We start from the raw sequence: 25,289 nt of genomic DNA, 5'->3' as shown, positions 1-25,289 counted from the left end.
CGCCGGCGGGTCAGCCCGCCGTGCTCAGACGCTCGCCTGCCGCGAAGATCCGGTAGCAGGCCTTGCCCGCGCGCTTGGCCTCGTACATGGCCTGGTCGGCCTCGCGAATCAGGCTGTTGACGTCGCTCGACTCACCGGCCAAAGCCACCCCGATGCTCGCGGAAACGGCGACCGCCGGCTGCCCGGCGTCCACCTCGACGGGCCGGCTCACCTGCTCGAGCAGCCGCTGCAGGATGCTCTCCAGCGTCGCGGGGGCGTTCGCTCCCGGCAGCACCACCACGAATTCGTCCCCGCCGAGCCGGGCGACGGAATCGGAGGGGCGCAGCGCGGCCTGCATGCGCTGTGCGACCTCTTTCAGGAGCAGGTCGCCGGCCTGGTGGCCGAAACGGTCGTTGACCGCCTTGAAGCCGTCCAGATCGAGCACGCAGACCGCCAGCCGGCCGCCCTGGCGGCGTTGCAGGCCGAGCGCCATGTTGATGCGGTCGAACAGCAACAGACGATTGGGCAGGCCGGTCAGGGCATCGTAGTAGGCCAGGCCGTCGAGCTCCTTCTGGCGGCGCAACAGCTCGCCGTTGAGCCGCTCCAGCAGCAGGGCGCCGCGATGGGCATGCTCGAGGAAGAACAGCAGGACGAGGGTCAGCGCCAGCAGCGAGAGCATCAGCAGCAGGGGCAGGACACCGCCCGCAAAGCCGCCGAAGCCCTGCGGCGCGACGAACTCGATGAGCCATTGCCGGCCGGGGATGCTCAGCCGCTGCTGGACCACGGCGTCTCCGGGCTGCTGCAGAACGGCGTTGCGCGGATAGATGGCGACCGGCAAGCCGTCCGTCAGGTCGTAGAGGCGCACCTCGACCGGATGCCGGCCGAACGACAGACCGGCGAGCAGCACGCTGGGCCGCAGCATCAGGATCAGTTGGCCCTCGAGGGCCTGCCAGCGCTGCTCGGCGGTCGCCGCCGGCAGGTCCCGGCGGTATACCGGCTGATAGATGGCGACCGCCGGCGGCCCGCTCGGGTCCTGCAGCAACGGAAAGACCGGGGTGGTCCGCTGCACGCCCAGATAGGCCGCAGTACGCGCCGTCTCCCGGTTGAGAGGACGCTCCAGGATGTCGAAACCGAGCGCTCGCCGATTGATCAGGAAGGGCTCGATGTACCAGATCGGCAGGTATTCCGCGCGGGCGGGCGCAGGCACGCGGCGAAGGCCGTCGGTCGTCACGTCGAAAATGCCCAGAGGGCGCTCCTGCAGGGGCGCCAGCTGGTCCTCGAAGGCGGCCCGTCGGCCATGGACGATCCTCGGCGCCCAGTGCACGGCGAAGACTTCCGGATGGCTCGGCAGCACTTCGCGGGCGAAGCTGGCGAATGCGTCGCGCTCGACCTTCTCGGTCGCCGCGAACAGGCCGCGGAAGGCCTGCAGGACCTGGGGCGAATGATCGAGCAGATCCTGGAGGTTGCGGAACTGGGCTTGCGCCAGACGCTGGAACTCTCCCGCCCGCACCTGCCGCTCCAAGGCGGAGCTGTACAGGTAGGCGATCAGCGAAATCAGCACCCCGAGCCCTCCCACCACCAGCAATCGGGCCCAATATCCGCGCCGCGCACGCCGATCCGCTCTAACCATTCACGCCTTCGCCTGAAACCGCTGCCCTGTCAGGTCATGGATTATATGGGCGAACGCCTGCCCGTACCTCTGGCCGAACGCATGATCTCGCGGGCGGGAACGGCGCTGCGAAAGCCTCAGGCACCGTTCCTGATCCAGTAGATGCAGGCCGACAGGGTCAGCAACGAGCACAGCGTCGAGATCAGGATGGTACGGGAAACCACGGACGCTTCGCGGGCATAGTATTCGGCCAGCATGAAGGGTCCCGTCCCCGTGGGCAACGCGCTCAGCAACAAGGCCGCGTTGGCCCAGAGCGCCGGCAACTGGAATACCCGATAGGCCAGAAATCCCGTCAGTAACGGCTGGCCGACCGTCTTCACGATCACCAGCGGCCAGACGCCCTTCGCCTCCCCGTCCTGCTTCTGCGCCAGAAACAGCCCGAGCCCCACCAGGGCGCACGGGGCGGTGGCGGCGGCCAGCAGATCGAGGAACTGCAGCACCATCGGCGGCAGCCCCACACCGCTGACAGCCCACAGGACACCGGCTAGGGGCGATATGACCAGCGGGTTCTTGCCAAGGGCCGCCAGGACCTTGAGCACCGCGCACCCCAGGGCTCTCTCGTTTTGCAGACCGGCCTCGATGCAGATCACGGCGATCGCGAACAGCATGCAGACCACCACCAGGGTCGCGATCAGGGCGGGCTCCAGCCCAGCGTCCCCCAGCACGGACAGGCACAAGGGAATTCCCATGTAGCCCGTGTTCGCATAGGACGCGCTCAGCGCATCGACGCTCGCGGCAGGCAACGAGCGCCGCTGCGCGAAGCGCCAGAGCAGCGTCGCCACGAAAATCAGCAGACAGCCTCCGGCGAAGGCCGCCAGGAATCCGGGTTGCCAGAAGGCCTCCCAGCTCGAGGTCGCCGTGGCTCTGAACAGCAGGGCGGGAAGACAGAGCCAGACGACGAACCGGTTCATTTCGCTGGCGGCGTCAGGCCCCAGACGATTGGTCCGGCGGCAAACGAATCCGGCGAGGATGAACGCGAAAATGGGCAGTAGAACGGCCAGAACGGACGACATGACGGCTCCGTGCGGTTGGAGGAGCCGCAAGCTTAGGGTTGTACATCGATTCCGATCCAATGCTTAATCCTGTGCGCACCCATACGGAAACGGAATCAATGATCGAGCTTCGCCAACTGCGCTACTTCATGGCACTGGTCGAGCATCTGCACTTCGGCAAGGCCGCCGAATCCCTGCACATCACTCAGCCACCCTTGAGCCGGCAGATCGCGGCCCTGGAGGCCGAACTCGGCGTCGTGCTGTTTTCCAGGCACTCGCGCTCGGTCGAACTGACCGCAGCAGGCCACGACTTCCACCGGCATGCGAAGACCGCCCTGGCGGGCCTGGATCTGGCGATCCGCTCGGCCCGCGCCAGCGCCCATGGGGAACGCGGCGAGCTGCGCGTGAGCTTCACCATGGTTGCCGCATGGATTCTGCTGCCCGAACTGCTCAAGGCATACAGCGATGCCTATCCGCAGGTGAGCCTGGTGCTCGACGAGGTACTCCCCAGAGACCTCGGCCCGGCCCTGGAACACGGCGAGGCGGATGTCGCCCTGACCTTCCCTTCCTCGGGACCGACATCCCTGTGCTATCGGGCACTGCGCAGCGAGCCGCTTTGTGCCGTCCTGCCGGCGAGCCATGCCCTCGCCGCCACGGCCGAATTCAGCATCGCGGCATTGGCGGACGAGCCCTTCATCACCTTCCCCCGGCATACCGCTCCGACCCTGCACGGGGCGGTGATGAGCTGCTGTCGCTCCGCGGGGTTCGAGCCGAAGATACGGCTGGAAACCCATCTCCAGCAGACCATCGTCAACCTCGTCGCCGAGGGGCTGGGCGTCTCCGTGGTGCCCAGCTCGATGCGCAAGATGCAGATGCCCGGCGTGGTGTTCAGGACGATCGAACACTCCCCGCCGGTCGAATACGGGGTGGTCTGGAACCCCCGGAACGAAAACCCCTGCCTGAACACCTTTCTCCACTGCATCGGCGTGACGGAAGCGGGCGATCGCGGCCCCGCTCAGGTGTAGTTGGCCGGATCGGGCGCCTCGTCCTTGAGCGCCCAGCGGCCGAGCATGTTCAGCTTGTAGTCGATGGGATCGTGCAGGGTGTGGGTGCGCACGTTGCGCCAGAAACGGTCGAAGCCGAGCGAGGCACGGGTGCCGCGGGCGCCGACCACCTCGAACAGCTCCTGGCTGGCGAACAGCCCGGCGCGATGGGCCAGCACCTTGGCCTCGGCCACCGCGACCGCCACCCGGGCGCGCTCCGCGGCGCCCAGCGCGGCCCGCGGGAAAACGCCCGGTCGATCAGCTCCGCGGCGCGCTCGGCCAGGGCGCGGCCGGCGGCGATCTGCACGTGCATCTCGCCGAAGCGGTTCTGGGTGAAGGGATCGTCTACCGCCTGCTCGGCCGGCGAGGTCAGCCAGGGGCGAGCCTGGCCGTGGGCGTAGTCGCGGGCCTCGGCGAAGGCGCCCTCGGCGATGCCCAGATAAAGATTGGTCAGCACCAGCTGGCCAAAGCAGTTGCGCAGGGTGTGGAAGGCGCTCGGCGTGGCATCCGCCGCGCGCAACACGTCGCGCGCCGCCAGCGGCACCCGGGTGAAGCGGATTGAGTTGCTGTCGGTCTGGCGCTGGCCGATGGGCTCCCAGTCGTCGAGCACCTGCACGCCGGGATGCTCGGTGGAGACCACGCCGAGTAGCGGCTGGGCATGCTCGCCGAGCACCGCCGAAAGGGTCATGAAGTGCGAACCGACGGTGCCCGAGCAGAAGGACTTGCTGCCGTCGAGCAGGAAGCCCTCGGCCACGGGTTCGGCGACCAGGCGGCGGTCCAGCGGGTTCATGCCGTTGCCCCACCAGCACTGGTGCTCGGCGGTGTGGCCGAGCAGGCGCGCCTGCTGCTCCTCGCTGCCGTAGATCAGCACGGTGGCGACCTGCAACTGGTGGAAGGCCAGGATGTGGGCCAGGGAACTGTCGACGGCGGCCAGCCGGCGCACCAGGGCGAAAATCTCCTGCCAGTTGCGTTCCTGGCCGCCCAGGCTGCGGGGAATGGCCAGCAGCAGCAGGCCGGCGTCGCGCAGCAGCGCCTTCTCCGCGGCGGCATGGCCGCCCCGGGCATCGCGCTCGACGGCGCTGGCCTTGATGCGTTCGAACAGGGTGTGCAGATCGTGGGACATGTCGGTCAATCGGTCGTGTGGAAAATTCAGTGGCAGACCAGCCCTTGCTCGAGCTTCAGCACGTCGAAGGCCAGCTCGCCGCTGCGCTGCGCCAGCACGGCATCCAGCCCACCGCGGCGCTGCCAATCGCCCAGGGCCGCGGCGAGCCAGGCTTGCGCCTGCGGCTCGGCATCCGCCAGGCGCACGTGGCCGCTGGCCGGCGCCTGCAGCGCTAACGGCAAGCGCCGGTAGAAACGCCAATCCGGCTGCTGCAGCAGCCAGTCGACCAGGCTGCGTGCCTCGGCCAGCGCCTGGCACTCGCCGGCCATGAAAGCGGCGATGGCGTGGACCGCCGAGGGATACTCGCGCAGCCGGGCGCCGTGGCGCTCCGCCAGCGGCTGGCGGTACGGACTGCCCTCGGCCAGGCACAGAACGCGGCCGCGCAGGCCCTCGCCAGCGCCGAGCGCGAGGCCGCGCAGGGCGATCAGCGCGCCCTCCCCGTGCCGCCTCGACGCCGGGATCGCCGTGCCGGCGGCGGCGCCCGGCGCAGCGGCACCGGCGGCCAGCAGGTCGATCCGTCCTTCGCGCAGCGCGGCCTCGCGCCGTTCGGGCACAAGGCCGAGGGTTTCCACCGGCAGTCCCAGGTAATCGCCGAGGGCCTGCGCCAGTGCCGCGTCGAAGGGGTCGGGCTCGGCCACCACGGGCATGCCGGGCAGCGCCGGACGCGGATAGGCGCGCACGCCGACGATCAGCCGGCCGCGCGCCCTGGCCTGTTCGAAGTACGGGCCGGGCGACAGCTGCTCGGGATGCGCCGCGTCCTCGCGCCCGGCCATACCGAGGCCGGCGAGCAGCACCGCCAGCAGCAGGAGCGCCACGCCGGGCCAGAGCCCCAGGCGCCGCGCCGGCAACGTCTCGCGCAGCGGGCGGAGCTCGCCGAGCCAGGCCGGCACCAGCGCGTCAGGCATTGTGGGTCAGCCCCTTGCGCCAGCGGGTCAGGCGCCGCTCGATCAGCGCCAGGACAAAGTTGAGCAGCAGCCCGACCAGCGCCAGCAGGAGGATCCCGGCGTACATGCTCGGCACCTGGAAGACCTCCTGGGAGTTGAGGGTGAGGAAGCCCAGCCCGGAGTGCGCGCCGATCATCTCGGCGGCCACCAGTGCGGTGACGCAGTAGGCACCGGCCAGGCGGATGCCGGTGAAGATCGACGGCGAGGCCGCCGGCAGCACCACCTTGGCGAACAGGAAGCCGCGCGAGGCGCCCATGGAACGGGCCGAGTCGATCAGCAGCCGGTCCACCTGCTTCACCCCGCTGATGGTGCTGAGCAGGATCGGCCAGAACGACGCCCAGAAGATGATCGCCACCTTGGACGACTCGCCGATGCCGAAGAACAGGATGAACACCGGGAACAGCGCCAGCGCCGAGGTCTGGCGGAAGAACTGCAGCAGCGGATCGACCAGTGCCTCGAAGCGGGCGAACCAGCCCATCAGAAGGCCCAGGCTCACCCCACCGGCGATCGCCAGCAGCAGGCCGGCCAGCGAACGGGACAGGCTGGCCTCGAGATGCTTGAACAGCGCGCCGTTGTGCGCCAGCTCCCAGACCGCCTGCAGCACGGCCGACGGCGGGCTGAGGTAGCCTGGATTGACCAGTCCCAGGCGCGGCAGTAGCTCCCAGACCAGCACGAAGACCAGAATGCCCAGGCTGCGCTCGAACAGCCCGGCCAGATTCGACGAAAGACCCATGACGATTTTTACCCCTTGATCTCGGCGGCCTGGGCGCTGGCCGGCCAGTCGGCCGCACGTATCGAGGTCGGCGCCGGCACCGGCGCCGAGGCGAAGCGCACCTCGTCCTTGAGCACCTCCCAGGCGCGCTGGCGCAGTTGCACGAAGTCCTCGGAATTGCGCAGCTCGGCCAGCCGCGGGCGCGGCAGCGGCACCTCGAGGATCTCCTTGACCCGCCCGGGACGATGGGTCATCACCGCGATGCGGTCGGAGAGGAAAATCGCCTCGTCGAGGCTGTGGGTGATGAACACGATGGTGATCTTGTGCTGGTCCCAGATGCGCAGCAGCTCGCCCTGGAGGATCTCGCGGGTCTGTGCGTCCAGCGCGGCGAAGGGCTCGTCCATCAGCAGCACGTCCGGCTGGTAGACCAGCGAGCGGGCGATGGCCACGCGCTGTTTCATGCCGCCGGAAATCTCGTGGGGGTAGCGCGCGCCGAAGCCGTTGAGGCCCACCAGCTCCAGGTACTCGCGGGCCCGCTCGCGGCGCTCGGCCCTGCCGACCCCGCGGATCTCCAGGCCCACCTCGATGTTCTCCAGCACGGTGCGCCAGGGGAACAGCGCATAGCCCTGGAACACCACGCCCTGGTTGGCGTTGATGCCCTCCAGCGGCTTGCCGTCGATGTGAATGCTGCCGCCGCTCTTGCCGGCCAGCCCGGCGAGGATACTGAGGAAGGTCGACTTGCCGCAGCCCGAGGGGCCGAGCACCGAGAGGAACTCGCCCTCGCGGATCTCTAGATCGAAGTCCTGCAGGGCGACCACCCGTTCGGCCTGGCCGCGCTCGTTCTTCGCGCTGAACTCCACGCGCAGGTCGCGCGCCACGATCTTGCCGCTCACGCTGCGCACCTCAGGCCGTCTGGCCGGCGAAGGGGTTGAAGGCGTTGGTATAGACGTCCTTCACCTTGACCTTGCCGCGCGGAATCTTGCCCTCGCTCTCGAGGATGTCGATGTAGTACTGGATCGGCGGCTCGGTCACCACCAGGTTGTCGACGTAGGCGTAGCGCTCGACGTTCTTCAGCTCCATGCCGATGCGCTGGGCAGTGATCTTGCGCGCCTCCTCCGGGTTGGCGTTAACCCAGTTGGCCGCGCGGGCGATGGCCTGGACCACGTCGCGGGTGGCCTCGGGATGCTCGCGGATGAACTTGCCGTGCGCACTGTAGGGCGCCATGCCGCCCAGCCCACGGTCGAGGTCGTAGTCGCTCCACAGCTTGTGCAGCGCCGGATTGTGCTCGGCGCCGCCGGAATGCGGCGGATGGATGATCGCCAGGTCGATGTTGCCGGTCGCCAGGGTCTGCTCGCTCTGGTTGTCCGGCACCACCAGCCAGTTGATCTTGTTCACGTCGACGCCGTGCTGGCGCAGGTAGGTCTTGGTGACGAATTCGGCGCAGGCGCCGAAGCTGTTGAAACCGATGGTCTTGCCTTCGAGATCCTTGGGCGTGCGGATGCCCGAATCGCGGCGCACGAAGTACTTCATGTGCGGCGCCTCTTCCAGGGTCTTGCCGCCGGCGGACACCACCTTGAGATCCAGGCCGCTGGCGATGGCCGAGATCACCAGCGGCACCATGCGCATGCCGAAGTCGATCTCGCCGGTGCCGACCAGCGGAATGATCTGCGGGGCGGCGATCTTGCCGACGTATTTGGGGCGTGCGCGAGTGCCCTCGAAATAGCCCAGCGATTCGGCCAGGTAGATCAGGTCGAACGCCGGGTTGTCGGGATACTTGAACTCCATCACCGGATCGCCGGCGCTCTTCACCACGGCCGGCGCGCTCGCCGCCTTGGCGGCGCCCTCCTCTTCCTTCTTCCAGCAGCCGGGCAGCAGAAGGCTGGCGGCGCCTGCCGATCCGAGCAGGGCGAGGGTCTTGAGTGCCGATCGACGGCTGGCATTTACGGGCATGGCGGTTTTCCTGGCTCCTGACGGCGGGCGATCTGCCCGCATGTGCTGGAGCCTGCTCAGCAAGAGCCGCGCCACAACTCGAAAAATCACCTATCCAACTGATTTTAAATAATTTTATGGTGCGACGCACGGACCGGCGGGCAGCCTCTGCGAGCGCTCTGCTGCGCGAACCGCTACAGCGATCGGCGCCATCTGTGCGAAATCGCGCAGCCGCGGGAACGGGAAGCGGACGCCGGCAGAAGGATGAGGGGGAGCGGAAAAGTGCGGAGGCATCACGAGGGGGACGGCTTCCCAGGCCGGGTATGCCGACAACCGAGCGTCGCCCGCGGGCGACCGCGAGCGGCGGAAGAGCGGCCGGCGCCGCGTCAGACGACCGGCTCCACCTCGTGGCCGCAGGACAGGCAGTGGCTCAGCCACTCGCCGAGGAACAGGTTGAGCTGGCTCTTCTCGTCCGGCTGGTGCATCGCCGCATTCGGATAGATATAGCGGCTGCGCAGGCGCCGGGCCTGCTCCGCGCCGACCACCTCGGCCATGCGCGCATCGTGGTAGACCCGCACCTCCATCCGCGGTGCCGGCAGCCAAGGCAGGCTGTGCTCCTGACAGACCTTGAGGGTGGTGGTGTAGGGACAGTCCTCGAGCACCTCCAGCGCCAGCACGCCGAGCAGCCGCTCGCCCTGGCTCACCCCCACTCGCCGCGCCGCCGCGGGCCTGCTGCGCATCTCCGGCAGCAGGCGCATCAGCCGCGCATAGTTGGCCTCGCAGGTCGCCTGCAGGTCGACCAGATCGACCCGGTAACGCTCGCGCATCAGACTTACGCCCACAGTCCTCGTACCTCGACACGGTTCAGCGCCAGCCACTGCAAGGCAATGATGCTGGCGGCATTGTTGATCCTGCCGTCCCTGACCGCCTGCAGTGCGTCCTCGAAAGACAGCACGTGCACGCGGATGTCCTCCCCCTCCTCGGGCAATCCATAGACGCCGCCTGCTCCATGGCTGTCGCAGCGACCGACATAAAGGTAGACCTTCTCGTTGCTGCCGCCGGGCGACGGGTAATAGACGGTCACCGGCCACAGCGCCTCGAGCTTGAGCCCCGCCTCCTCGAGGGCCTCGCGGTGGGCGACCTCCTCGGGCTCCTCGTCCTTGTCGATCAGTCCGGCGACCATCTCGAGCATCCAGGGGTTCTCCGACTTGTCCATCGCCCCGACGCGGAACTGCTCGTTCAGCACCACGCAGTCGCGCACGGGATCGTAGGGCAGCACGCAGACCGCATCGTGACGCACGAACAGCTCGCGGCTGAGCACCGGACCCATCTCGCCGGAAAATTGCCGATGCCGCAGGTGGACGCGCTCGAGTCGGTAAAAACCGCTGAAACAGGGCTCGCGCCGCACGATTTCCACGGCATCCGCATCCGGCTTGAAGAATTCGCTCATCCTGCACGCTCGCCTAGTTAACTGAAGTCGGTTGCCATCCTAACCTGCCCTTCCGAGCGGCGCAGCCCCTTTGCAGACGGCCGAGGACCTGCGACCCTAACCAGTCCGCCAGCAGCCGATCCGGATGTCTGGCGAAGCCTTCCTCAACGACGCCGAAAGCCCCGATGAATGCTGTCTCCCCCATGAAATCGCTTGTCCTCGCCGCTCTCGCCCTGCTCCTGGGAGCCTGCCAGAGCCTCTCCCCCTCGAACCCGCCGGCCGTCTACAAACGCACGGCCTGGGAACATTTGCAAGCCGGATGCCAGGGCAGCGAGTGCCCGCTGGTGAACATCGACACCCTGCACTTTGCCGACGAGCCGGAGCTGAACCGGCTGATCGACCGTGGCCTGCTGGAGCTGACCCGCGAGGCCGAAGGCATGCCGCTGCCCGCCTCGCTGGAGAGCCACGAGCGGGACTTCCTGGCCGGCGCCAAACCGGGCTGGAGCAGCTACCTGCAGGCCAAGGTGCTGGAACAGAACAACGGGCGCATCCTCGTCGAGCTGTCGAGCTACCGCTTCACCGGCGGCGCCCACGGCATGCCCAAACGCGCCTTCATCGACTTCGACCGCCGTCGGCAGAAGGCCCTGGAACTACGCGACCTGCTGCTGCCGGGTCAGGAGGAGGCCTTCTGGGAGAAGGCCCGGCAGGCGCACCAGCGCTGGCTGAAGGCCCAAGGCGTCGGCGACGATGCGGAGTTCGTCGACACCTGGCCGTTCCAGCAGACCCACCACATCGGCCTGGCGAAGGTCGGCGTGCTGCTGATGTACGACACCTACCGGATCGCCCCCTACGCCATGGGCCACCCGCTGCTGGTGGTGCCCTACCCGCAGCTCAACGGCATCCTCAAGCCGGAGTTCTTCCCGCGCGGCAGGAAGTAGCGCTGCGGCACCCTCTCCCCGGCGGGGAGAGGGCGTGGCCGGGGATCAGACCTGCTTGTAGATCACCGAGCCTTCTTCCTTGAAGCGCTCGGCCTGCTCCCGGAAACCGGCCTCGACGGCCTGGCTTTCCTCGGACAGGCCGTGCTCGGCGGCATAGTCGCGCACTTCCTGGGTGATCTTCATCGAGCAGAACTTCGGCCCGCACATCGAGCAGAAATGCGCCACCTTGGCCGAGTCCTTGGGCAGGGTCTCGTCATGGAAGCTGCGTGCGGTGTCCGGGTCGAGGCCGAGGTTGAACTGGTCCTCCCAGCGGAACTCGAAGCGCGCCTTGGACAGTGCGTTGTCGCGGATCTGTGCACCGGGATGGCCCTTGGCGAGGTCGGCGGCGTGGGCGGCGATCTTGTAGGTGATGATGCCGGTCTTCACGTCGTCCTTGTTCGGCAGGCCGAGGTGCTCCTTGGGCGTCACGTAGCAGAGCATGGCGCAGCCGAACCAGCCGATCATCGCCGCGCCGATGCCGGAGGTGATGTGGTCGTAGCCCGGGGCGATGTCGGTGGTCAGCGGACCGAGGGTGTAGAACGGCGCCTCGTCGCAGCATTCGAGCTGCTTGTCCATGTTCTCCTTAATCATGTGCATCGGCACGTGGCCGGGGCCTTCGATCATGGTCTGCACGTCGTGCTTCCAGGCGATCTTGGTCAGCTCGCCGAGGGTTTCCAGCTCGCCGAACTGCGCGGCGTCGTTGGCATCGGCGATCGAGCCCGGGCGCAGGCCATCGCCCAGCGAGAAGGCGACGTCGTAGGCCTTCATGATCTCGCAGATTTCCTCGAAGTGGCTGTAGAGGAAATTCTCCTGGTGGTGCGCCAGGCACCACTTGGCCATGATCGAGCCGCCGCGGCTGACGATGCCGGTGACCCGCTTGGCGGTCAGCGGCACGTAGCGCAGCAAGACGCCCGCGTGGATGGTGAAGTAGTCCACGCCCTGCTCGGCCTGCTCGATCAGGGTGTCGCGGAACAGCTCCCAGGTCAGGTCCTCGGCGATGCCACCGACCTTCTCCAGCGCCTGGTAGATCGGCACGGTGCCGATCGGCACCGGCGAGTTGCGGATGATCCACTCGCGGGTCTCGTGGATGTGCTTGCCGGTGGACAGGTCCATCACGGTGTCCGAGCCCCAGCGGATGCCCCAGGTCAGCTTGGCCACTTCCTCCTCGATGGAGGAGCCCAGCGCCGAGTTGCCGATGTTGCCGTTGATCTTCACCAGGAAGTTGCGGCCGATGATCATCGGCTCCAGCTCCACATGGTTGATGTTCGCCGGAATGATGGCGCGGCCGCGGGCGATTTCCTCGCGGACGAACTCGGGGGTGATTTCCTTGGGGATGTTGGCCCCGAAGCTCTGCCCCGGATGCTGTGCAGTGAGCAGGCCGGCGGCACGGGCCTCGGCGAGCTTCATGTTCTCGCGGATGGCGACGTATTCCATCTCGGGGGTGACGATGCCCTGCTTGGCGTAGTGCATCTGCGAGACGTTGGCGCCAGCCTTGGCGCGGCGCGGGTTGCGCACGTGGGCGAAGCGCATCTTGGCCAGCTCGGGGTCGGCCAGGCGCGCCTGGCCGAAGTGCGAGCTGAGGCCGGCGAGCAGTTCGGTGTCGCCGCGGTCGGCGATCCAGGCCGAGCGCACGTCGGCCAGGCCCTGGCGCACATCGATCTGCACGTTGGGATCGGTGTAGGGGCCGGAGGTGTCGTAGACCAGCACCGGGGCGTTGATTTCGCCGCCGAAGGCGGTGGGCGTCACGTCCAGGCTGATCTCGCGCATCGGTACGCGGATGTCCGGGCGCGAGCCGGGGACGTAGATCTTCCGCGAACGCGGGAAGGGCTGTACGGACTGCTGGTCGACCTGGGCGGACTCGCTCAGGTTTTTATGTTGTTCTGTCACGCTCATCAAGGCACTCCATTTCGTCCGGGCATGAATTGTCGGAGTCGATCGGAGCGGACGCAGGCATGCCGGAGCATGGAGAGGCCCCCGCCGAACGGCGAGGACGTCTTGTTCCCTACGCAGGCGTCACCCTGATCAGGTTCAACGGGACCCGGCCTCGGCCGATCTCAGCCCCCCACTGGGGCACCCCGACAAGTACCGGCTGAGTCTAAACAAGGTGCGTACAGAAAACCAACAGGCGCAGGGCGCCTCGTCGGAAAAGGCGCTCAGGGCCTGACCAGCAGCCGCTCCAGCTCTTCCAGCAGCCGCGCCAGCGCGCCCTGGTTGGCCTCGAGCACCGCCCGTCCGGCCGCGCCGGCCTGCGCGGCGTCCGCCGGCTCGTGCCAGAAGGCGCCGACCGCCGCGGCCAGCGAGCCGGCGTCGCTCACCTGGCGCAGGGCGCCGGCCTCGGCGAGCCGCGCGGCGATGTCGAGGAAGTTGAACAGGTGCGGCCCGCTGAGCAGCGGCTTGCCCAGCGCCGCCGGCTCCAGCAGGTTGTGCCCGCCGCTGGGGACCAGGCTGCCGCCGACGAAGGCGCAGTCGGCCAGGGCGTAGAGGAACAGCAGCTCGCCCATGGTGTCGCCGAGCAGCACCTGGGTCTGCGCCGCGACCGCCTCGCCGGCGGAGCGCCGCACGGTGGCGAAGCCCTCGCGGCGGCACAGCTCGAGGACCGGGGCGAACCGTTCCGGATGGCGCGGCACCAGGATCAAGAGCGCCTCGGGAAAACCTGCCAGCAACTGGCGGTGGGCGGCGAGGACGATCTCGTCCTCGCCGGCATGGGTGCTCGCGGCGATCCACACCGGGCGATCCGCCGCGCCCCACTGCCCGCGCAGCGCCGCCGCCCGCTCCGGCAGCTGCGGGTCGACGGCCAGATCGAACTTGATCGAGCCGGTCACCGTCACCGCCTCGCCATTGGCGCCCAGCGCGCGGAAGCGCTCGGCCTCGGCCTCGCTCTGCACCGCCAGCCAGCGCATTTCGGCGAGCATTGGGCCGGTGAGCCGGGCAAAGCGCCCGTAGCCGCGCGCCGAACGCGCCGACAGCCGGCCGTTGGCCAGAACCGCCGGAATGCCGCGCCGCGCGCACTGGTGTACGTGGTTGGGCCACAGCTCGGTTTCCATGATCACCGCCAGGCGCGGCTGCAGCCGGTCGAGAAAGCGCGATGCCGCCCAGGGCAGGTCGTAGGGCAGGTAGCAGTGCTGCACGCTGTCGCCGAACAGCGCGCGGATGCGCTCGGAGCCGGTCGGCGTCATGCAGGTGACGGTCAGCGGCAGCTCGGGATGGCGCGCCTGCAGAGCGCGAATCAGCGGCGCGGCGGCGATGCTCTCGCCCACCGACACCGCATGCACCCAGATGCCGCCCGGACGCAGCGCCGGCAGGCCGAGGGCGAAGCGCTCGCCGACGCGCCGCGCGTAGGCCGGCGCACGCCAGGCGCGCCAGGCCAGGCGCAGGAGGATCAGCGGAAGGGCGAGGTGCAGCAGCAGGGTATAGAGGGTTCGATTCATGGCGGCGCAGCTTAGCAAAACCGAGCGCCCGGCGGCTGTAGGGTTGGTGGCGGCGCTCGGCCTGCACGACCAAGGTCGTGACCGACCCGGCAATAAACGACCGACGAATGGCATGCTTTATGCTGATCGAGATCAATAAATCAGTAAGCATTTTTCTCCTATGGTCCCAGTTCGAGCCGTCGGATAACCGGAACACACGACTTCGAGTCAGCCGCTATAATCCGACTCTTTTACTCAACGAGACGAGCCATGTTCCCAGCCCTCAGCACGGACGTCCTGATCGTTGGCGGCGGTATCGCCGGCCTCTGGCTGAACGCCCGCCTGCGCCAGGCCGGCTACGCCACCCTGCTGGTGGAGAGCGCTAGCCTCGGCGGCGGACAGAGCGTCAAGTCGCAGGGAATCATCCACGGCGGCGCCAAGTACGCCCTGCACGGCGCGCTGACCGGCGCCTCCGAGGCGATCGCCGACATGCCGCGGCGCTGGCGCCAGGCGCTGGCCGGCAGCGGCGAGCTGGATCTCTCCGGCGTGCACCGGCTGTCCGATGCCCACTATTTGTGGTCGCCCGGCACCCTGGCTGGCAAGCTGACCAGCTTCTTCGCCAGCAAGGCGGTACGCGCGCGGGTCGAGCCGGTGAAGGGCGAGGCTCTGCCCGCGGCGCTGCAGGATCCGGCTTTCCGCGGCAGCGTCTATCGCCTGGACGAGCTGGTGCTGGACGTGCCCGGCCTGATCGCCCGCCTCGCCGAACTGGCCGGCGACGGCTTGCTGGCCGCCGGCGAGATCGCCCCGCTGCGCGAGGCCGGCGACCTGGCCGGCCTGAACGTCGACGGCCGGGAGATCCGTGCCCAGCGCATCGTCTTCTGCGCCGGCGCCGGCAACGCCACGCTGCTGGCCGCGCTCGGCCTGAGCCAGCCGGCCATGCAGCGGCGCCCGCTGCACATGGTCATGCTCAAGGCGCCGACCCTCAGGCCGCTCTACGCCCACTGCCTGGGTGGCGGACCGAAGCCGCGGATCACCGTCACCAGCCATCCGGCCGCCGACGGTCAATGGGTCTGGTACCTGGGCGGCGACCTGGCCGAGGCCGAGGGCGTGGCGCGCGACGAGGCGCAGCAGATCGCCACGGCCCGCCGCGAGCTGAACGACTTGCTGCCCTGGATCGATCTGAGCCAGGCGCACTGGGCGACCCTGCGGGTCGACCGCGCCGAGCCGGCGCAGTCGGCCCTGGCCCGCCCGGACAACGCCTTTCTCGCCGAGCAGGGCCGCCTGCTGGTCGGCTGGCCGACCAAGCTGGCCCTGGCGCCGGACCTGACCGACCGGATCTTCGCCAGCCTCGAGCGGGATGGCGTGCGCCCGGCGGCGCATCCGCCGCTGCCGGCCCTGCCCCGCCCGCCGTTGGCGCGACCGGTCTGGGAGGAACTGCTGCCGTGAGCCCCGCCACCCTCCACGACCTGCACCGCCCGCTGGGCAGCACCGGCCTGAGCGTCTCGCCGCTGGGCCTGGGCACCGTCAAGCTGGGCCGCGACCAGGGCGTGAAATACCCGACCGGCTTTCGCATCCCGGACGACGCCGAGGCCCGCCAACTGCTCGCCCTGGCCCGCGAGCTGGGCATCAACCTGATCGACACCGCGCCGGCCTACGGGCTCAGCGAGGCGCGCCTCGGCCCGCTGCTGCGCGGCCAGCGCGACGCCTGGACGATCGTCAGCAAGGTCGGCGAGGAGTTCGAGAACGGCCAGTCGCGCTTCGACTTCTCGCCGGCGCACACCCGCTTCTCCGTCGAACGCAGCCTCAAGCGTCTGGAGACCGACCATATCGACCTGATCCTGGTGCACTCGGACGGCAACGACGTCGCCATCCTGCTGGACAGCGGCGTCTACCCGACCCTCGCCGAGCTCAAGCGCGAGGGCAAGATCCGCGCTTTCGGCCTCTCCGGCAAGACCGTCGAAGGCGGCCTGCTGGCCCTCGCGGAAGGCGACTGCGCCATGATCACCCTGAACCTCGACGACCAACGCGAGCTGCCGGTGGCCGACTACGCCGCCACCCACGGCAAGGGCATCCTGATCAAGAAGGCTCTGGCCAGCGGCCATGCCTGCCTGGATGGCGGCATCGACCCGGTTCGCGCCAGCTTCGAGCTGCTGTTCCATCATCCCGGCGTCGACAGCGCGATCGTCGGAACCATCAACCCGCTGCACCTGTCGCATAATGTCTCGGCAGCCGCAGCCGTCATCCGCCAACAAAGACAATAAGGACCTGCCGCTTCTGCTGCGGCAGGCCAGGACCAAGGAGCCGCCATGTCGACTATCATCGCCAAGCGCAATCCGCGCGCCTTCAAGACCCTTCCCCTGTTCGTGGAAGCTTCTCCCGAAGGCCTCAGCTACCAGGCTCTCGGCCAACCGCTGAACTTCAGCCAGATGCTCGAACGGCGTCGCCCGGTCGAGGTCGCCGACACCCGGCGCTTCGCCCTGGAGCTGGCCAACCTGGGCGTCTCCGTGCGCCTGACCCTGACCTGGCAGGGCCGCGACTACTGGCTGCTGGTGCGCCAGCAGCGCCAGGACCGCGGCGACGTGGTGCTCAAGCCGATCTCCGGCTACGTGCCGGCCCACGAGTTGAACCTGCCGCTGCTCACGGCGATCCAGGAAGTCGCCGAGGAATGCCTGCTGCAGACGCCGCAGTGCTGGATGACCGGACGCTTCGCCGACACCTGGCTGCCGACGCCCTACGACAACGTCCTGCACTACTGCGACAACACCTCCTTCCGCCTGAGCCCGCTGTCCGGCGCGGCGCGCCCGGTATCCTGCGGCAGCATGCCCCTGCTGGAACGCCCGCGGGCCTACGTGCACCTGCCCACCGCCTCGCTGCAGCTGGTCTACGACATGCGCCTGGAGGTGCCGGAGAATCTGCGCCAGCTCAGCCTGCTGCACGCCGACGAATGCCTGGAGGACGGCACCCTGATCGCCCGCATCGACCACGACAGCCCGGACCTCTATCTGCTGCCCTTCGATCAGGACCGGCGCCCGGCGGACGAGCTCTACACCCTGCAGCAGGGTTTCCTGCGCCGGGTCGAGACCCGCGATCTGTGGCTGGCCGAAAGCTTCGCCCCGCAGGACGGCTGGGTGGTACGCGAGGAGCGGATCAGCTGGCGCGACTGGCAGGCCCTGTGGGACGCCCCGGCACAGGACGTCGCCACGCCGGCTCCGCAGCGCAGCGGAGCCGTGGGCTGAGCGGCAGAGGCTCCCCGAAGCCGATCCGACGGGCCGGTGCAGTGTCCTAGCGGGCGACCTCCCGCCGCTGCTGCGCCAGCGCCTCGTCGGCAGCCTGCATGGCGGCAAAGGCCTTGGCGAACATCGGCACCAGCAGGCGATTGCCGAACTCGCTCAGATGGTCGTCGTCCGCGTAGAGCGGACGGCCGTCCTTGCTGCCATGACAGACCTCGTCATCGCACAGATAGGGCAAGGGATCGAGAATCCGGGCGCCGCACCGCTCGCGCGCCTCGTCCTGAAGCTGCCAGACGAAGGCGTGACGCCTGTGGTAGGCCGCCACGCTGATCGAAATGTCCCTCGGCGCGCCCATCAGCTTGGCCTTGGCCATGGCATGGGGCACATCGATCGCCATCTCGGGAAGGGGCCGCATCAGGAACAGGGGCCGCTGCCTGGCGATCTCGCAGGCGGTGGCCAGGTAATGCTGGCGAAACTCCTGCAGATACTCGGGCGAGGCCCTGTCCGAGGGCCTGGAGAAAAACACCAGAGGCCGGTCCGTTTCCTTGTCTTCGAAGGTTTCGTTGTAGCCCAGGGCATACACCGAGGTCCGGTTTATCACGATGATCGGCAAGCGCGACGAGCCGCGTGCAAGCTCCTCCTCCAGGTCCCGCTTCAGGGCCACGCAAGGCGCGGCCTTTCTGTCGTCGACATCGGCGGCGCCGAACACCAGCAGGCACAGGGGCGCCGCACGGAAACGAATGCCTTGCCGTGGGTCCGGCAGGGCAGCCTGCGCAGCCGTGACCAAGGCATCGGCATGACTGTCGCCCAGGATTAGCGCCTTGATCGAGGCGCCGCCGAAGAGGCAGGCGGCTCCCTTGTCCAGACATTCGCCCTGCCGGGGATTGCGGTCGTCCGCCTGCGCCTCGATTTCGCCCACAGCGGCGGGCAGACGCTGCGGGACACCCTCCGCTCCTCGTATCCAGGAGGCTGCCAACGCCAGCGGAAACACCGCCAGCAGCAGAGCGGCAGCCGCCCAGCCGGGCACCAAGCCGTGCAGGCTACGCCGGGCCGGAACCTCGATCAGGGCATAGGAAAGCTGACCGAGCAGCAGGGTGGCGAGCAGGCCGGACAGGACCCAGGCCGGATGGTCCGACAGCTCGCCATAGGCCAGGCCGACGACCAGCGGCCAATGCCACAGGTAGAGGGAGTACGCGCGGCTGCCAAGCCATTGGGCCACCGCGTTGCCGGTCCAGGGCGAATCCCCACGGCGGGCCAGAAGCACCAGCAGGGTCCCGCTGCTGGGCAACCATGCCAGCCAGCCCGGCCAGAGGCTCGACGCATCGAGAACGACGACGGCAGCGACGATCGAGAGCAGACCCAACCCTTCCAGAGCGATCCTGGCGCGGGCAGAAAGCCTCAGGTTTTCGCCAAGCAGGAAAAGCAGCCCCCGGCCAGGAACTCCCATGCCCGCGACTGCAACAGGTAGAAGGCCTTGGGCGGCTGGCTCAGGGTCAGTGCCACGCAGATGCCGAAGGAAGCGAGCAGCAGCAGGACGTGGACCAGGATGATTGCCCGTCGGCCTGGAAAGAGCCGCCAGACCGCCAGCAGCAACACGGGCAGCAGAAGATAGAACTGCCACTCCACGGACAGCGACCAGCTGTGCAGAAGCCACTTTTCATGGGCGTCGCCATCGAAATAGCCGGACTCCTGCAGATAGCGCAGGTTGGAGGCAAAGAGCAGGGTTCGTCGCACATGCCCGCCGAGCGCCTCGTACTCCCTGGGCATCAGGAAGAACCAGCCGGCCGCCAGCAGCACCGCCGCCAGCACGATCAGGGCCGGAAGGATCCGCCGGGCACGCGCCAGGTAGAAATGCCCGAGGGAAAAGTCGCCGCGCTGCAGACCCTGGCTAATAATGCCGGTCATCAGGAAGCCGGAGACGATGAAGAACACATCGACGCCGACGAAACCGCCCGCGAAACCGGCGATGCCGAAGTGATACAGCACCACGGCCATCACGGCCCAGGCGCGCAGCCCGTTGATATCCCGGCGGAACTCACCGGCTCCGGCAATCGAAGCAAGACCGTTGTCCGACACCCATCCCCCCAACCGGAGCCCGCACGGCGCGGCTCACTGAACGAAGCGGCGCAATCGCTGGGCCGCGACGGATTGGAGAGAGGGGGCTCGCTCGAGTTCAGGGCTGCCGGCGGATTTTCTCGACGATGCCGGTGGTGGAGCTGTTCTCCACCAGTCCGAGTACCCTGACCTCGCCGCCATAGGCACGGACCAGAGCGGCGCCGACCACCTGGTCGACGCCATAGTCGCCACCCTTGACCAGCACGTCCGGACGGATCTGTCCGATCAGGCGCTCCGGAGTGTCCTCGGCGAAGCTCACCACCCAGTCCACCGCGCCGAGCCCGGCGAGCACGGCCATGCGCCGGTCCACCGAATTGATCGGCCGGCCCGGCCCCTTCAGGCGGGTGACCGAGGCGTCGTCGTTGACCGCCACGATCAGCCGGTCGCCCTGGGCACGGGCCTGTTCCAGGTAGGTCACGTGGCCGGCGTGCAGGATGTCGAAGCAGCCGTTGGTGAAGACGATCTTCTCGCCCTGGGCGCGGGCGTCCTCGATGGCCAGCAGCAGCTGTTCGAGGCTCAGCACGCCGCGCTCCGAACCCTGCTCGCGCTGCACCGCACGGCGCAACTCGGGCGCGCTGATCGCCGCGGTGCCCAGCTTGCCGACCACGATGCCGGCCGCCAGGTTGGCCAGCGCCACCGCCTGCGGCAGCTCCTCGCCGGCGGCCAGCGCCGCGGCCAGGGTGGAGATCACGGTGTCGCCGGCGCCGGTGACGTCGAACACCTCGCGGGCCCGCGCCGGCAGGTGCAGCGCCGGATGGCCGGGGCGCAGCAGAGTCATGCCGTGCTCGCCGCGCGTTACCAGCAGTGCGCCGAGCTCGAGCTCGGCCATCAGCCGCGCCCCCTTGGCCACCAGGTCGGTCTCATCGGCGCAGCGACCGACGATGTTCTCGAACTCGGCCAGGTTCGGGGTGATCAGGTCGGCACCGCGGTAGATGGTGAAATCCTTGCCCTTGGGGTCGGCCAGCACCGGAATGCCGTGGGCACGCGCCGCCTGGATCAGCACCTGGTGGTTCTGCAGTGCGCCCTTGCCGTAGTCGGAGAGCACCAGCACCCGGACGCCTTCGAGCAGGCTCTCGACCTCGGCGGCCAGGACGGCGGCATCGGTGGCAAAGGGTTGCTCGAAGTCCATGCGCAGCAACTGCTGGTGGCGGCTCAAAACCCTGAGCTTGACGATGGTCGGCTGGCTGGCGATGCGCTGGAAATGCACGTCCACGCCGGCCGACGCCAGGCTCTGGGCCAGGCTGTCGGCCGCCTCGTCGGCACCGGTCACGCCGACCAGGGTGGCCGAGCCGCCCAGCGCGGCGATGTTCAGCGCGACGTTGGCCGCGCCGCCCGGGCGGTCCTCCATCTGCTCGACCTTGACCACCGGCACCGGCGCCTCCGGGGAGATCCGCGTGGTGCAGCCATGCCAGTAGCGGTCGAGCATGACATCGCCGACCACCAGCACGGGGGAGCGATCGAAACGGGGCATGGACAGCTTCATGGAGTCTCCATGGGGGTGTGAAAATCGGCGCCGATCATAGCATGCAGGGCTTGGCCGGCTGCCTGATCCAAGCCCTGGGCGCGGCCGTCCGCCACGGCGCCTTCGCAGAGACGCACCCAGAACAGCTCGTGCCGCCGCACCGCCTTGCGGAAGAACTCGTCGGCCCCGGTGGCCGGCCAGCGGCGCCCGGCGAGGAGCCGCTGGATCAGCCGGCGCAGACGCTTCTTCGCCGGCAGGGGCAGCTGCAGGTCGTGCTGCATGGACAATGCCATGGCCTTGTCCAGCCGGGTTTCGGCATTCAGGCGCGGGCTCCACAGGCCGTCGGCCGGCAGCGGCTCGATGGCCGGCGGCAGGGCGATGCCGCCTTCGGCCGGGCCCATCGGCCAGCGGTCGTTGTCGTGCAGATGGTTGGCGTAGAGCAGCAGGGTCGCCGGACGCCAGGCGCTGTCGGCGATCGCCTCGTGCAGGGCGCGGGTGGCAGCCACATGGTCGGCATGCGGATCCAGCTCGGGATGCGGTGTCACCACCACCTCGGGGCGGAAGTGTTCGAGCAGGACGCGCAGGTCGGCGACCAGGTTGTGCCAGGTCGGCGCACCGTCGGCATCGCCGGGCAGGGGCAACGGATTGTGTCGGCGCGCGCCGCGGATGTCGCTCTCGCCGGACTCCCGCGAGCCGAACGGCCGCAGCGGTTCGGCGGCCATCGCCGGCAGTTGCAGGCAGTAGTAGCCGAGTTGCACGCAGCGGCTCTGCGGTACCCCGCCCCACAGCGGCACCGCCAGGCTGTCCCAGCAGCGCAGGCGGCCCTTGAGACGCGCCGCAGCCGCCGGGTCGAGGCCGAGGCGCCGGTAGTGTCCGGCTTCGATCTCGCCCTGGGTCAGGGTGACGATGGCGGCCTCCCGCGCCCGGCTGTAGAGGCCGAAGGCGGCCAGTTCGGCGTCGTCGGCATGCGGGGCGACGATCAGCAGGCGCCGCCCGGCGTAATCCGGGTTGCTCAGCGCATGCAGGGTGGCATCGCCGGCCAGGCTGCAGAAACGCCCGCGAATGCACAGGCTTCCGGCGCGCAACGCCTCCTGTTGACCGGACAGGTTCAGATAGCGCAGCCCGTCCACGCCGCGCTCGAAATCCTGGCGGTCGCCGCCGACCCACACCTGCGGATCGAACAGCCGGCCCAGCCGTCCAGCCCTGACGCGCACCGCGAGGAACAGGGTTTCGGCCGCGCCAATATCGCCCTCCACCACCAGCCGGCCCTCCTCCAGGCGCGCCGGCAGGGCCAGGGCATCGGACGCAAAGGCGTAGCGGTAATCGTCCTGCGGGCGGTAGAACAGGTGGTCGGCGAACCAGGCCTCGTGGGCGAGCCAGCCCAGCAGTAGCGCCAGCGGCACCAGCCACCAGGCGACCAGCAGGCCGAGCATGACCAGCGCCACCAGGGCGACCAGCATGAAGAAGCGCTTGTTGCGGCGATGGCGCCTCAGCAACTGCTGCTTGCGGGCGGTCATGGCGTCAGACCTGATAGACCGGTACCCGGTGGCACCACAGATCCTTGTATTCGCGGTCGGCGCGCCCGAAGGAATAGCGCAGCTGCTTGTCCTTGGCGCGTGCCTCGGCCCAGGCGTCCTGGGTATTGACGAAGGTGAGCACGCTGCCGGGGGCCAGCTTGTCGCAGTCGGGATCGAAGCCGCCGTTGATGTACTCGTAGGAAACCCACTTGGGCGACTCGACCCGGTAGAGGATCTGGATCGCGATGGGCCGCTCCCCGAGAAACACCACCTGGCCGGCCATGAACTCGTTCATCAGCGCGAACACCTCGGCCAAGCGGGGCTTGCCCGGCACCTCGAACTGCCAGCGGCGCTCGAACAGCGTCGAGTAGATGGCGGCACGCTCGGCAGGCGCCAGCTCGCCGAGCGGCCGCAACTGGCCGCCGGCCTCCTGCAACAGGCGCAGGTCGCGGCGCAGGTTGTAGCGGTAGCGGCCCTTGTAGTTCTCCGGCGGGCGGGCCATGGCCAGCTGCTCGGGCTGCTCGCGCAGATTCTCGATGCGCCCGCGGTTCAGCTCGGAGACGTAGCTCATCTGCTGACGCACCGGCACGCAGGCCGTCTCGGCAATCGGCAGGATCACTTCGGCGTTGCCCAGATCGAACAGCCGGCGCTTGCCGGACTGCTTCAGCACATCCTTGGACAGCGCCAGATGGCGCCCCCAGCAGGGTATGGCGGCCAGCAGTTCGCCGTCCTGCTCCCAGCCCAGGTAGCGGACGGGCATTTCCGCCAGGGCGGATAGCCGCTCGACGAATTCCGGATGAGTCGCCACACTGCCGCCATGGCGATACCAGGCCTCGGCATAGGCCGTCTGGTCGATGACGCTCCAACCGCGCTCACGCCAGCCACGCAACAACTGCAGCATCAACTATCCCCTGTCACAGAAAGCATTTCATCGGTTTCCTCGAATTGTTTGGCGTGCAGACGCGCGTAGTGCCCGCCGAGCGCCAGCAGCTCGGCATGGGTGCCGCGCTCGACGATCTGCCCTTCGTCCATCACCAGGATCAGGTCGGCCTTCTCGATGGTCGACAGGCGGTGGGCGATGACCAGCGTGGTGCGCCCCTGCATGACCCGATCCAGGGCGGCCTGGATATGCCGCTCGGACTCGGTATCGAGCGCCGAGGTGGCCTCGTCGAGGATCAGCAGCGGCGCGTCCTTGAGCAGGGCCCGGGCGATCGCCAGGCGCTGGCGCTGGCCGCCGGAGAGGGTCACGCCGTTCTCGCCCACCTCGGTGTCGAAGCCCTGCGGCAACTTGTCGACGAACTCCCGGGCGTAGGCGGCTTCGGCAGCCCGCTCGATGGCCTCGCGCGGCGCGCCGGCCAGATCGCCGTAGGCGATGTTGCTGGCCACGCTGTCGTTGAACAGGATCACCTGCTGGGTCACCAGGGCGATGTGCCGGCGCAGGTTGTGCAGGCTGTAGTCTTCGATCGCCACGCCGTCGAGCAGGATCTGCCCCTGCTGATGCTGATAGAAGCGCGGGATCAGGTTGGCCAGAGTCGACTTGCCGCTGCCGGAGCGCCCGACCAGCGCGACCATCTGCCCGGGCTCGACGCTGAAGCTGATCTCGCTGAGCACCGGCCGCTCGCGGCCGGGATAGCCGAAGCTCAGGTCGCGCACCTCGAGGCGGCCGGCGACCCGCTCGCGCTCGATATGGCCCCGGTCGACCTCGGCTTCCTCGTCGAGCTGGGCGAAAATGCTGTCGGCCGCCGCCAGGCCCTTCTGGATGGTGGCGCTGACCTCGGACAACTGGCGGATCGGCTTGGGCAGCATGCCGGCCGCGGTGATGTAGGCGATCAGATCGCCGGCCGAGGCATCGCCGCGCAGGTAGAGCACCATGTACATCAGCACGGCCATGCCGCTGTAGATGACCAACTGCAGGAGCGGCGTGTAGATCGCCTGGGTGCGGGTCATGCTCAGGCTGCGGTTCATGTTGAGGGCGCTGGCCTTGTGGAAGCGCTTCTGCTCGTAGGCCTCGCCGCCGAAGCTGCGCACCACCCGGTAGCCCTGGATGGTTTCCGAGGCGACATGGGTGACGTCGCCCATGGCGTCCTGGATCTTCCGGCTCTGCTTGCGAAAACGCTTGCTGGCCGCGGTCACCATCAGCGCGATGATCGGCAGCAGTACCACCAGCAGCAGAGTCAGCTTCCAGTTGCTGACGAGCAGGTAGCCGAACAGGAAGGCGACGGTGAGTCCCTCGCGGATCACCACCTTGATCGCATCGGTCGCCGCCCCCGTCACCATGGTCACGTTGTAGGTGATGCGGGAGATCAGGTGGCCCGAGTTGTGGGTGTCGAAATAGCGGTTGGGCAGCGTCAGTAGGTTGTCGAACAGCGCGCAGCGCAGGTCGTGCACCACGCCGCGGGCGACCTTCGCCAAGTAGTAGTTGCCGAGGAAGGAACCTATGCCCTGGTAGAAGGCAATGAGTACAATCAGCAACGGCACGCCATAGAGCAGCGGTACCCCCAGCAGCCTGGCGTCGCCCGGCCCCTCCAACCCGTCCAGGAAGTACTTGAGCATTTCCGCCAGCATCGGCTGGCTCGAGGCGAACAGCAGGAACCCCAGGATGCTGAAGGCGAAAGCCTTCGTATAGGGCAGGACGTACTTCAGCAACCGCAGATAGATTTTCAGGCTGGATTGCTGGACAGGGTTGGCCATACGGCGAGCCTCGAACATCGAGTGAGGAACG

The 25,289-nt window shown here is 68.4% G+C and carries 22 protein-coding genes and 1 riboswitch; of the genes, 5 read left to right on the top strand and 17 right to left on the bottom strand.

Annotated elements, in window-relative coordinates; all coding sequences use genetic code 11:
- Positions 1-10: 10 nt before the first annotated feature.
- Positions 11-1,540: a diguanylate cyclase domain-containing protein gene (locus Atro_RS17375; protein ID WP_497924269.1), complete on the bottom strand. Its 1,530-nt coding sequence runs from the start codon at positions 1,538-1,540 to the stop codon at positions 11-13.
- 185 nt (positions 1,541-1,725) lie between these two features.
- Entirely contained in the window at positions 1,726-2,661 is a 936-nt protein-coding gene (locus Atro_RS17370; RefSeq protein WP_497924267.1) for an AEC family transporter, read from the bottom strand.
- A 98-nt stretch (positions 2,662-2,759) separates the two neighbouring features.
- Between Atro_RS17370 and Atro_RS17365 the strand changes: the two genes are divergently transcribed.
- Entirely contained in the window at positions 2,760-3,665 is a 906-nt protein-coding gene (locus Atro_RS17365) for a LysR family transcriptional regulator (RefSeq protein ID WP_497924264.1), read from the top strand.
- Positions 3,666-3,714: 49 nt separating this feature from the next.
- Here the strand turns inward: Atro_RS17365 and Atro_RS17360 are convergent, their stop codons facing one another.
- The 7 genes from Atro_RS17360 to Atro_RS17330 form a co-directional block, all read right to left on the bottom strand.
- Positions 3,715-4,806: an acyl-CoA dehydrogenase family protein gene (locus tag Atro_RS17360; protein ID WP_497924262.1), complete on the bottom strand. Its 1,092-nt coding sequence runs from the start codon at positions 4,804-4,806 to the stop codon at positions 3,715-3,717.
- Between the two features lie 26 nt (positions 4,807-4,832).
- Entirely contained in the window at positions 4,833-5,750 is a 918-nt protein-coding gene (locus Atro_RS17355) for a type 2 periplasmic-binding domain-containing protein (protein WP_497924260.1), read from the bottom strand.
- The gene (locus Atro_RS17350; RefSeq protein WP_497924258.1) at positions 5,743-6,522 is read right to left on the bottom strand and encodes an ABC transporter permease; all 780 of its coding nucleotides are present in this window, start codon (positions 6,520-6,522) and stop codon (positions 5,743-5,745) included. Before Atro_RS17350 ends, Atro_RS17355 begins: the two co-directional genes overlap by 8 nt.
- An 8-nt stretch (positions 6,523-6,530) precedes the next feature.
- Positions 6,531-7,394 carry an ABC transporter ATP-binding protein gene (locus Atro_RS17345; RefSeq protein WP_497924256.1) on the bottom strand — a complete coding sequence of 288 codons (864 nt, stop codon included), beginning with the start codon at positions 7,392-7,394 and terminating at the stop codon, positions 6,531-6,533.
- A gap of 10 nt (positions 7,395-7,404) precedes the next feature.
- Positions 7,405-8,451 (bottom strand): ABC transporter substrate-binding protein, encoded by a 1,047-nt coding sequence (locus Atro_RS17340; protein ID WP_497924254.1) that lies wholly within the window; start codon positions 8,449-8,451, stop codon positions 7,405-7,407.
- 365 nt (positions 8,452-8,816) lie between these two features.
- Positions 8,817-9,272 carry a DUF1249 domain-containing protein gene (locus Atro_RS17335; RefSeq protein ID WP_497924252.1) on the bottom strand — a complete coding sequence of 152 codons (456 nt, stop codon included), beginning with the start codon at positions 9,270-9,272 and terminating at the stop codon, positions 8,817-8,819.
- A complete protein-coding gene (locus Atro_RS17330; protein ID WP_497924250.1) occupies positions 9,263-9,880 on the bottom strand; it encodes an NUDIX domain-containing protein in 618 nt (205 codons plus the stop codon). The genes Atro_RS17335 and Atro_RS17330 overlap by 10 nt, the downstream gene beginning before the upstream one ends.
- A gap of 182 nt (positions 9,881-10,062) precedes the next feature.
- Between Atro_RS17330 and Atro_RS17325 the strand changes: the two genes are divergently transcribed.
- On the top strand, positions 10,063-10,797 hold the full coding sequence (locus Atro_RS17325) for a DUF3298 and DUF4163 domain-containing protein (protein WP_497924248.1): 735 nt from the start codon (positions 10,063-10,065) through the stop codon (positions 10,795-10,797).
- A 45-nt stretch (positions 10,798-10,842) separates the two neighbouring features.
- Here the strand turns inward: Atro_RS17325 and thiC are convergent, their stop codons facing one another.
- Together thiC and waaA are read right to left on the bottom strand one after the other, a co-directional pair.
- Positions 10,843-12,729: a phosphomethylpyrimidine synthase ThiC gene (gene thiC, locus Atro_RS17320; RefSeq protein ID WP_497924246.1), complete on the bottom strand. Its 1,887-nt coding sequence runs from the start codon at positions 12,727-12,729 to the stop codon at positions 10,843-10,845.
- Positions 12,730-12,818: 89 nt separating this feature from the next.
- Positions 12,819-12,924: riboswitch (TPP riboswitch) on the bottom strand.
- Between the two features lie 65 nt (positions 12,925-12,989).
- Positions 12,990-14,264 (bottom strand): lipid IV(A) 3-deoxy-D-manno-octulosonic acid transferase, encoded by a 1,275-nt coding sequence (gene waaA, locus Atro_RS17315; protein WP_497924244.1) that lies wholly within the window; start codon positions 14,262-14,264, stop codon positions 12,990-12,992.
- Positions 14,265-14,513: 249 nt separating this feature from the next.
- Between waaA and Atro_RS17310 the strand changes: the two genes are divergently transcribed.
- From Atro_RS17310 to Atro_RS17300, 3 genes are read left to right on the top strand one after another with little or no spacing between them, the layout of a single operon-like run.
- Positions 14,514-15,689, top strand: a complete 1,176-nt coding sequence (locus tag Atro_RS17310) for an NAD(P)/FAD-dependent oxidoreductase (RefSeq protein ID WP_497924242.1) — start codon at positions 14,514-14,516, stop codon at positions 15,687-15,689.
- Complete coding sequence (locus tag Atro_RS17305) at positions 15,686-16,504, top strand: aldo/keto reductase (protein WP_497924240.1); 819 nt, start codon at positions 15,686-15,688, stop codon at positions 16,502-16,504. Before Atro_RS17310 ends, Atro_RS17305 begins: the two co-directional genes overlap by 4 nt.
- A gap of 45 nt (positions 16,505-16,549) precedes the next feature.
- Positions 16,550-17,479 (top strand): metal ABC transporter ATPase, encoded by a 930-nt coding sequence (locus Atro_RS17300; RefSeq protein ID WP_497924238.1) that lies wholly within the window; start codon positions 16,550-16,552, stop codon positions 17,477-17,479.
- A 46-nt stretch (positions 17,480-17,525) separates the two neighbouring features.
- Here Atro_RS17300 and Atro_RS17295 read toward each other — a convergent pair whose 3' ends face one another.
- From Atro_RS17295 to msbA, 6 genes are all read right to left on the bottom strand, one after another.
- A complete protein-coding gene (locus Atro_RS17295; RefSeq protein WP_497924236.1) occupies positions 17,526-18,836 on the bottom strand; it encodes an acyltransferase family protein in 1,311 nt (436 codons plus the stop codon).
- Positions 18,837-18,871: 35 nt separating this feature from the next.
- Positions 18,872-19,549: an acyltransferase family protein gene (locus Atro_RS17290; protein WP_497924234.1), complete on the bottom strand. Its 678-nt coding sequence runs from the start codon at positions 19,547-19,549 to the stop codon at positions 18,872-18,874.
- A 97-nt stretch (positions 19,550-19,646) separates the two neighbouring features.
- Complete coding sequence (gene hldE, locus Atro_RS17285; protein ID WP_497924232.1) at positions 19,647-21,071, bottom strand: bifunctional D-glycero-beta-D-manno-heptose-7-phosphate kinase/D-glycero-beta-D-manno-heptose 1-phosphate adenylyltransferase HldE; 1,425 nt, start codon at positions 21,069-21,071, stop codon at positions 19,647-19,649.
- Positions 21,068-22,567: a PIG-L deacetylase family protein gene (locus tag Atro_RS17280; protein WP_497924230.1), complete on the bottom strand. Its 1,500-nt coding sequence runs from the start codon at positions 22,565-22,567 to the stop codon at positions 21,068-21,070. The genes hldE and Atro_RS17280 overlap by 4 nt, the downstream gene beginning before the upstream one ends.
- Before the next feature lie 4 nt (positions 22,568-22,571).
- Positions 22,572-23,468: a GNAT family N-acetyltransferase gene (locus Atro_RS17275; protein ID WP_497924228.1), complete on the bottom strand. Its 897-nt coding sequence runs from the start codon at positions 23,466-23,468 to the stop codon at positions 22,572-22,574.
- Positions 23,468-25,258, bottom strand: coding sequence for a lipid A export permease/ATP-binding protein MsbA (gene msbA, locus Atro_RS17270; protein ID WP_497924226.1), 1,791 nt, complete (start codon positions 25,256-25,258; stop codon positions 23,468-23,470). The genes Atro_RS17275 and msbA overlap by 1 nt, the downstream gene beginning before the upstream one ends.
- Positions 25,259-25,289: the final 31 nt, after the last annotated feature.

Source organism: Azotobacter tropicalis, assembly GCF_059739045.1.
Note: the sequence above shows the minus strand (reverse complement) of the source record. Positions and strands in the feature narration are given on the sequence as shown.

What these genes read in the sequence shown, in the direction of transcription:
- Atro_RS17370 (WP_497924267.1), bottom strand. Translation starts at nt 2,661, where the DNA reads ATGTCGTCCGTTCTGGCCGTTCTACTGCCCATTTTCGCGTTCATCCTC.
- Atro_RS17365 (WP_497924264.1), top strand. Translation starts at nt 2,760, where the DNA reads ATGATCGAGCTTCGCCAACTGCGCTACTTCATGGCACTGGTCGAGCAT.
- Atro_RS17360 (WP_497924262.1), bottom strand. Translation starts at nt 4,806, where the DNA reads ATGTCCCACGATCTGCACACCCTGTTCGAACGCATCAAGGCCAGCGCC.
- Atro_RS17355 (WP_497924260.1), bottom strand. Translation starts at nt 5,750, where the DNA reads ATGCCTGACGCGCTGGTGCCGGCCTGGCTCGGCGAGCTCCGCCCGCTG.
- Atro_RS17350 (WP_497924258.1), bottom strand. Translation starts at nt 6,522, where the DNA reads ATGGGTCTTTCGTCGAATCTGGCCGGGCTGTTCGAGCGCAGCCTGGGC.
- Atro_RS17340 (WP_497924254.1), bottom strand. Translation starts at nt 8,451, where the DNA reads ATGCCCGTAAATGCCAGCCGTCGATCGGCACTCAAGACCCTCGCCCTG.
- Atro_RS17330 (WP_497924250.1), bottom strand. Translation starts at nt 9,880, where the DNA reads ATGAGCGAATTCTTCAAGCCGGATGCGGATGCCGTGGAAATCGTGCGG.
- Atro_RS17325 (WP_497924248.1), top strand. Translation starts at nt 10,063, where the DNA reads ATGAAATCGCTTGTCCTCGCCGCTCTCGCCCTGCTCCTGGGAGCCTGC.
- thiC (WP_497924246.1), bottom strand. Translation starts at nt 12,729, where the DNA reads ATGAGCGTGACAGAACAACATAAAAACCTGAGCGAGTCCGCCCAGGTC.
- waaA (WP_497924244.1), bottom strand. Translation starts at nt 14,264, where the DNA reads ATGAATCGAACCCTCTATACCCTGCTGCTGCACCTCGCCCTTCCGCTG.
- Atro_RS17310 (WP_497924242.1), top strand. Translation starts at nt 14,514, where the DNA reads ATGTTCCCAGCCCTCAGCACGGACGTCCTGATCGTTGGCGGCGGTATC.
- Atro_RS17300 (WP_497924238.1), top strand. Translation starts at nt 16,550, where the DNA reads ATGTCGACTATCATCGCCAAGCGCAATCCGCGCGCCTTCAAGACCCTT.
- hldE (WP_497924232.1), bottom strand. Translation starts at nt 21,071, where the DNA reads ATGAAGCTGTCCATGCCCCGTTTCGATCGCTCCCCCGTGCTGGTGGTC.
- Atro_RS17280 (WP_497924230.1), bottom strand. Translation starts at nt 22,567, where the DNA reads ATGACCGCCCGCAAGCAGCAGTTGCTGAGGCGCCATCGCCGCAACAAG.
- Atro_RS17275 (WP_497924228.1), bottom strand. Translation starts at nt 23,468, where the DNA reads ATGCTGCAGTTGTTGCGTGGCTGGCGTGAGCGCGGTTGGAGCGTCATC.
- msbA (WP_497924226.1), bottom strand. Translation starts at nt 25,258, where the DNA reads ATGGCCAACCCTGTCCAGCAATCCAGCCTGAAAATCTATCTGCGGTTG.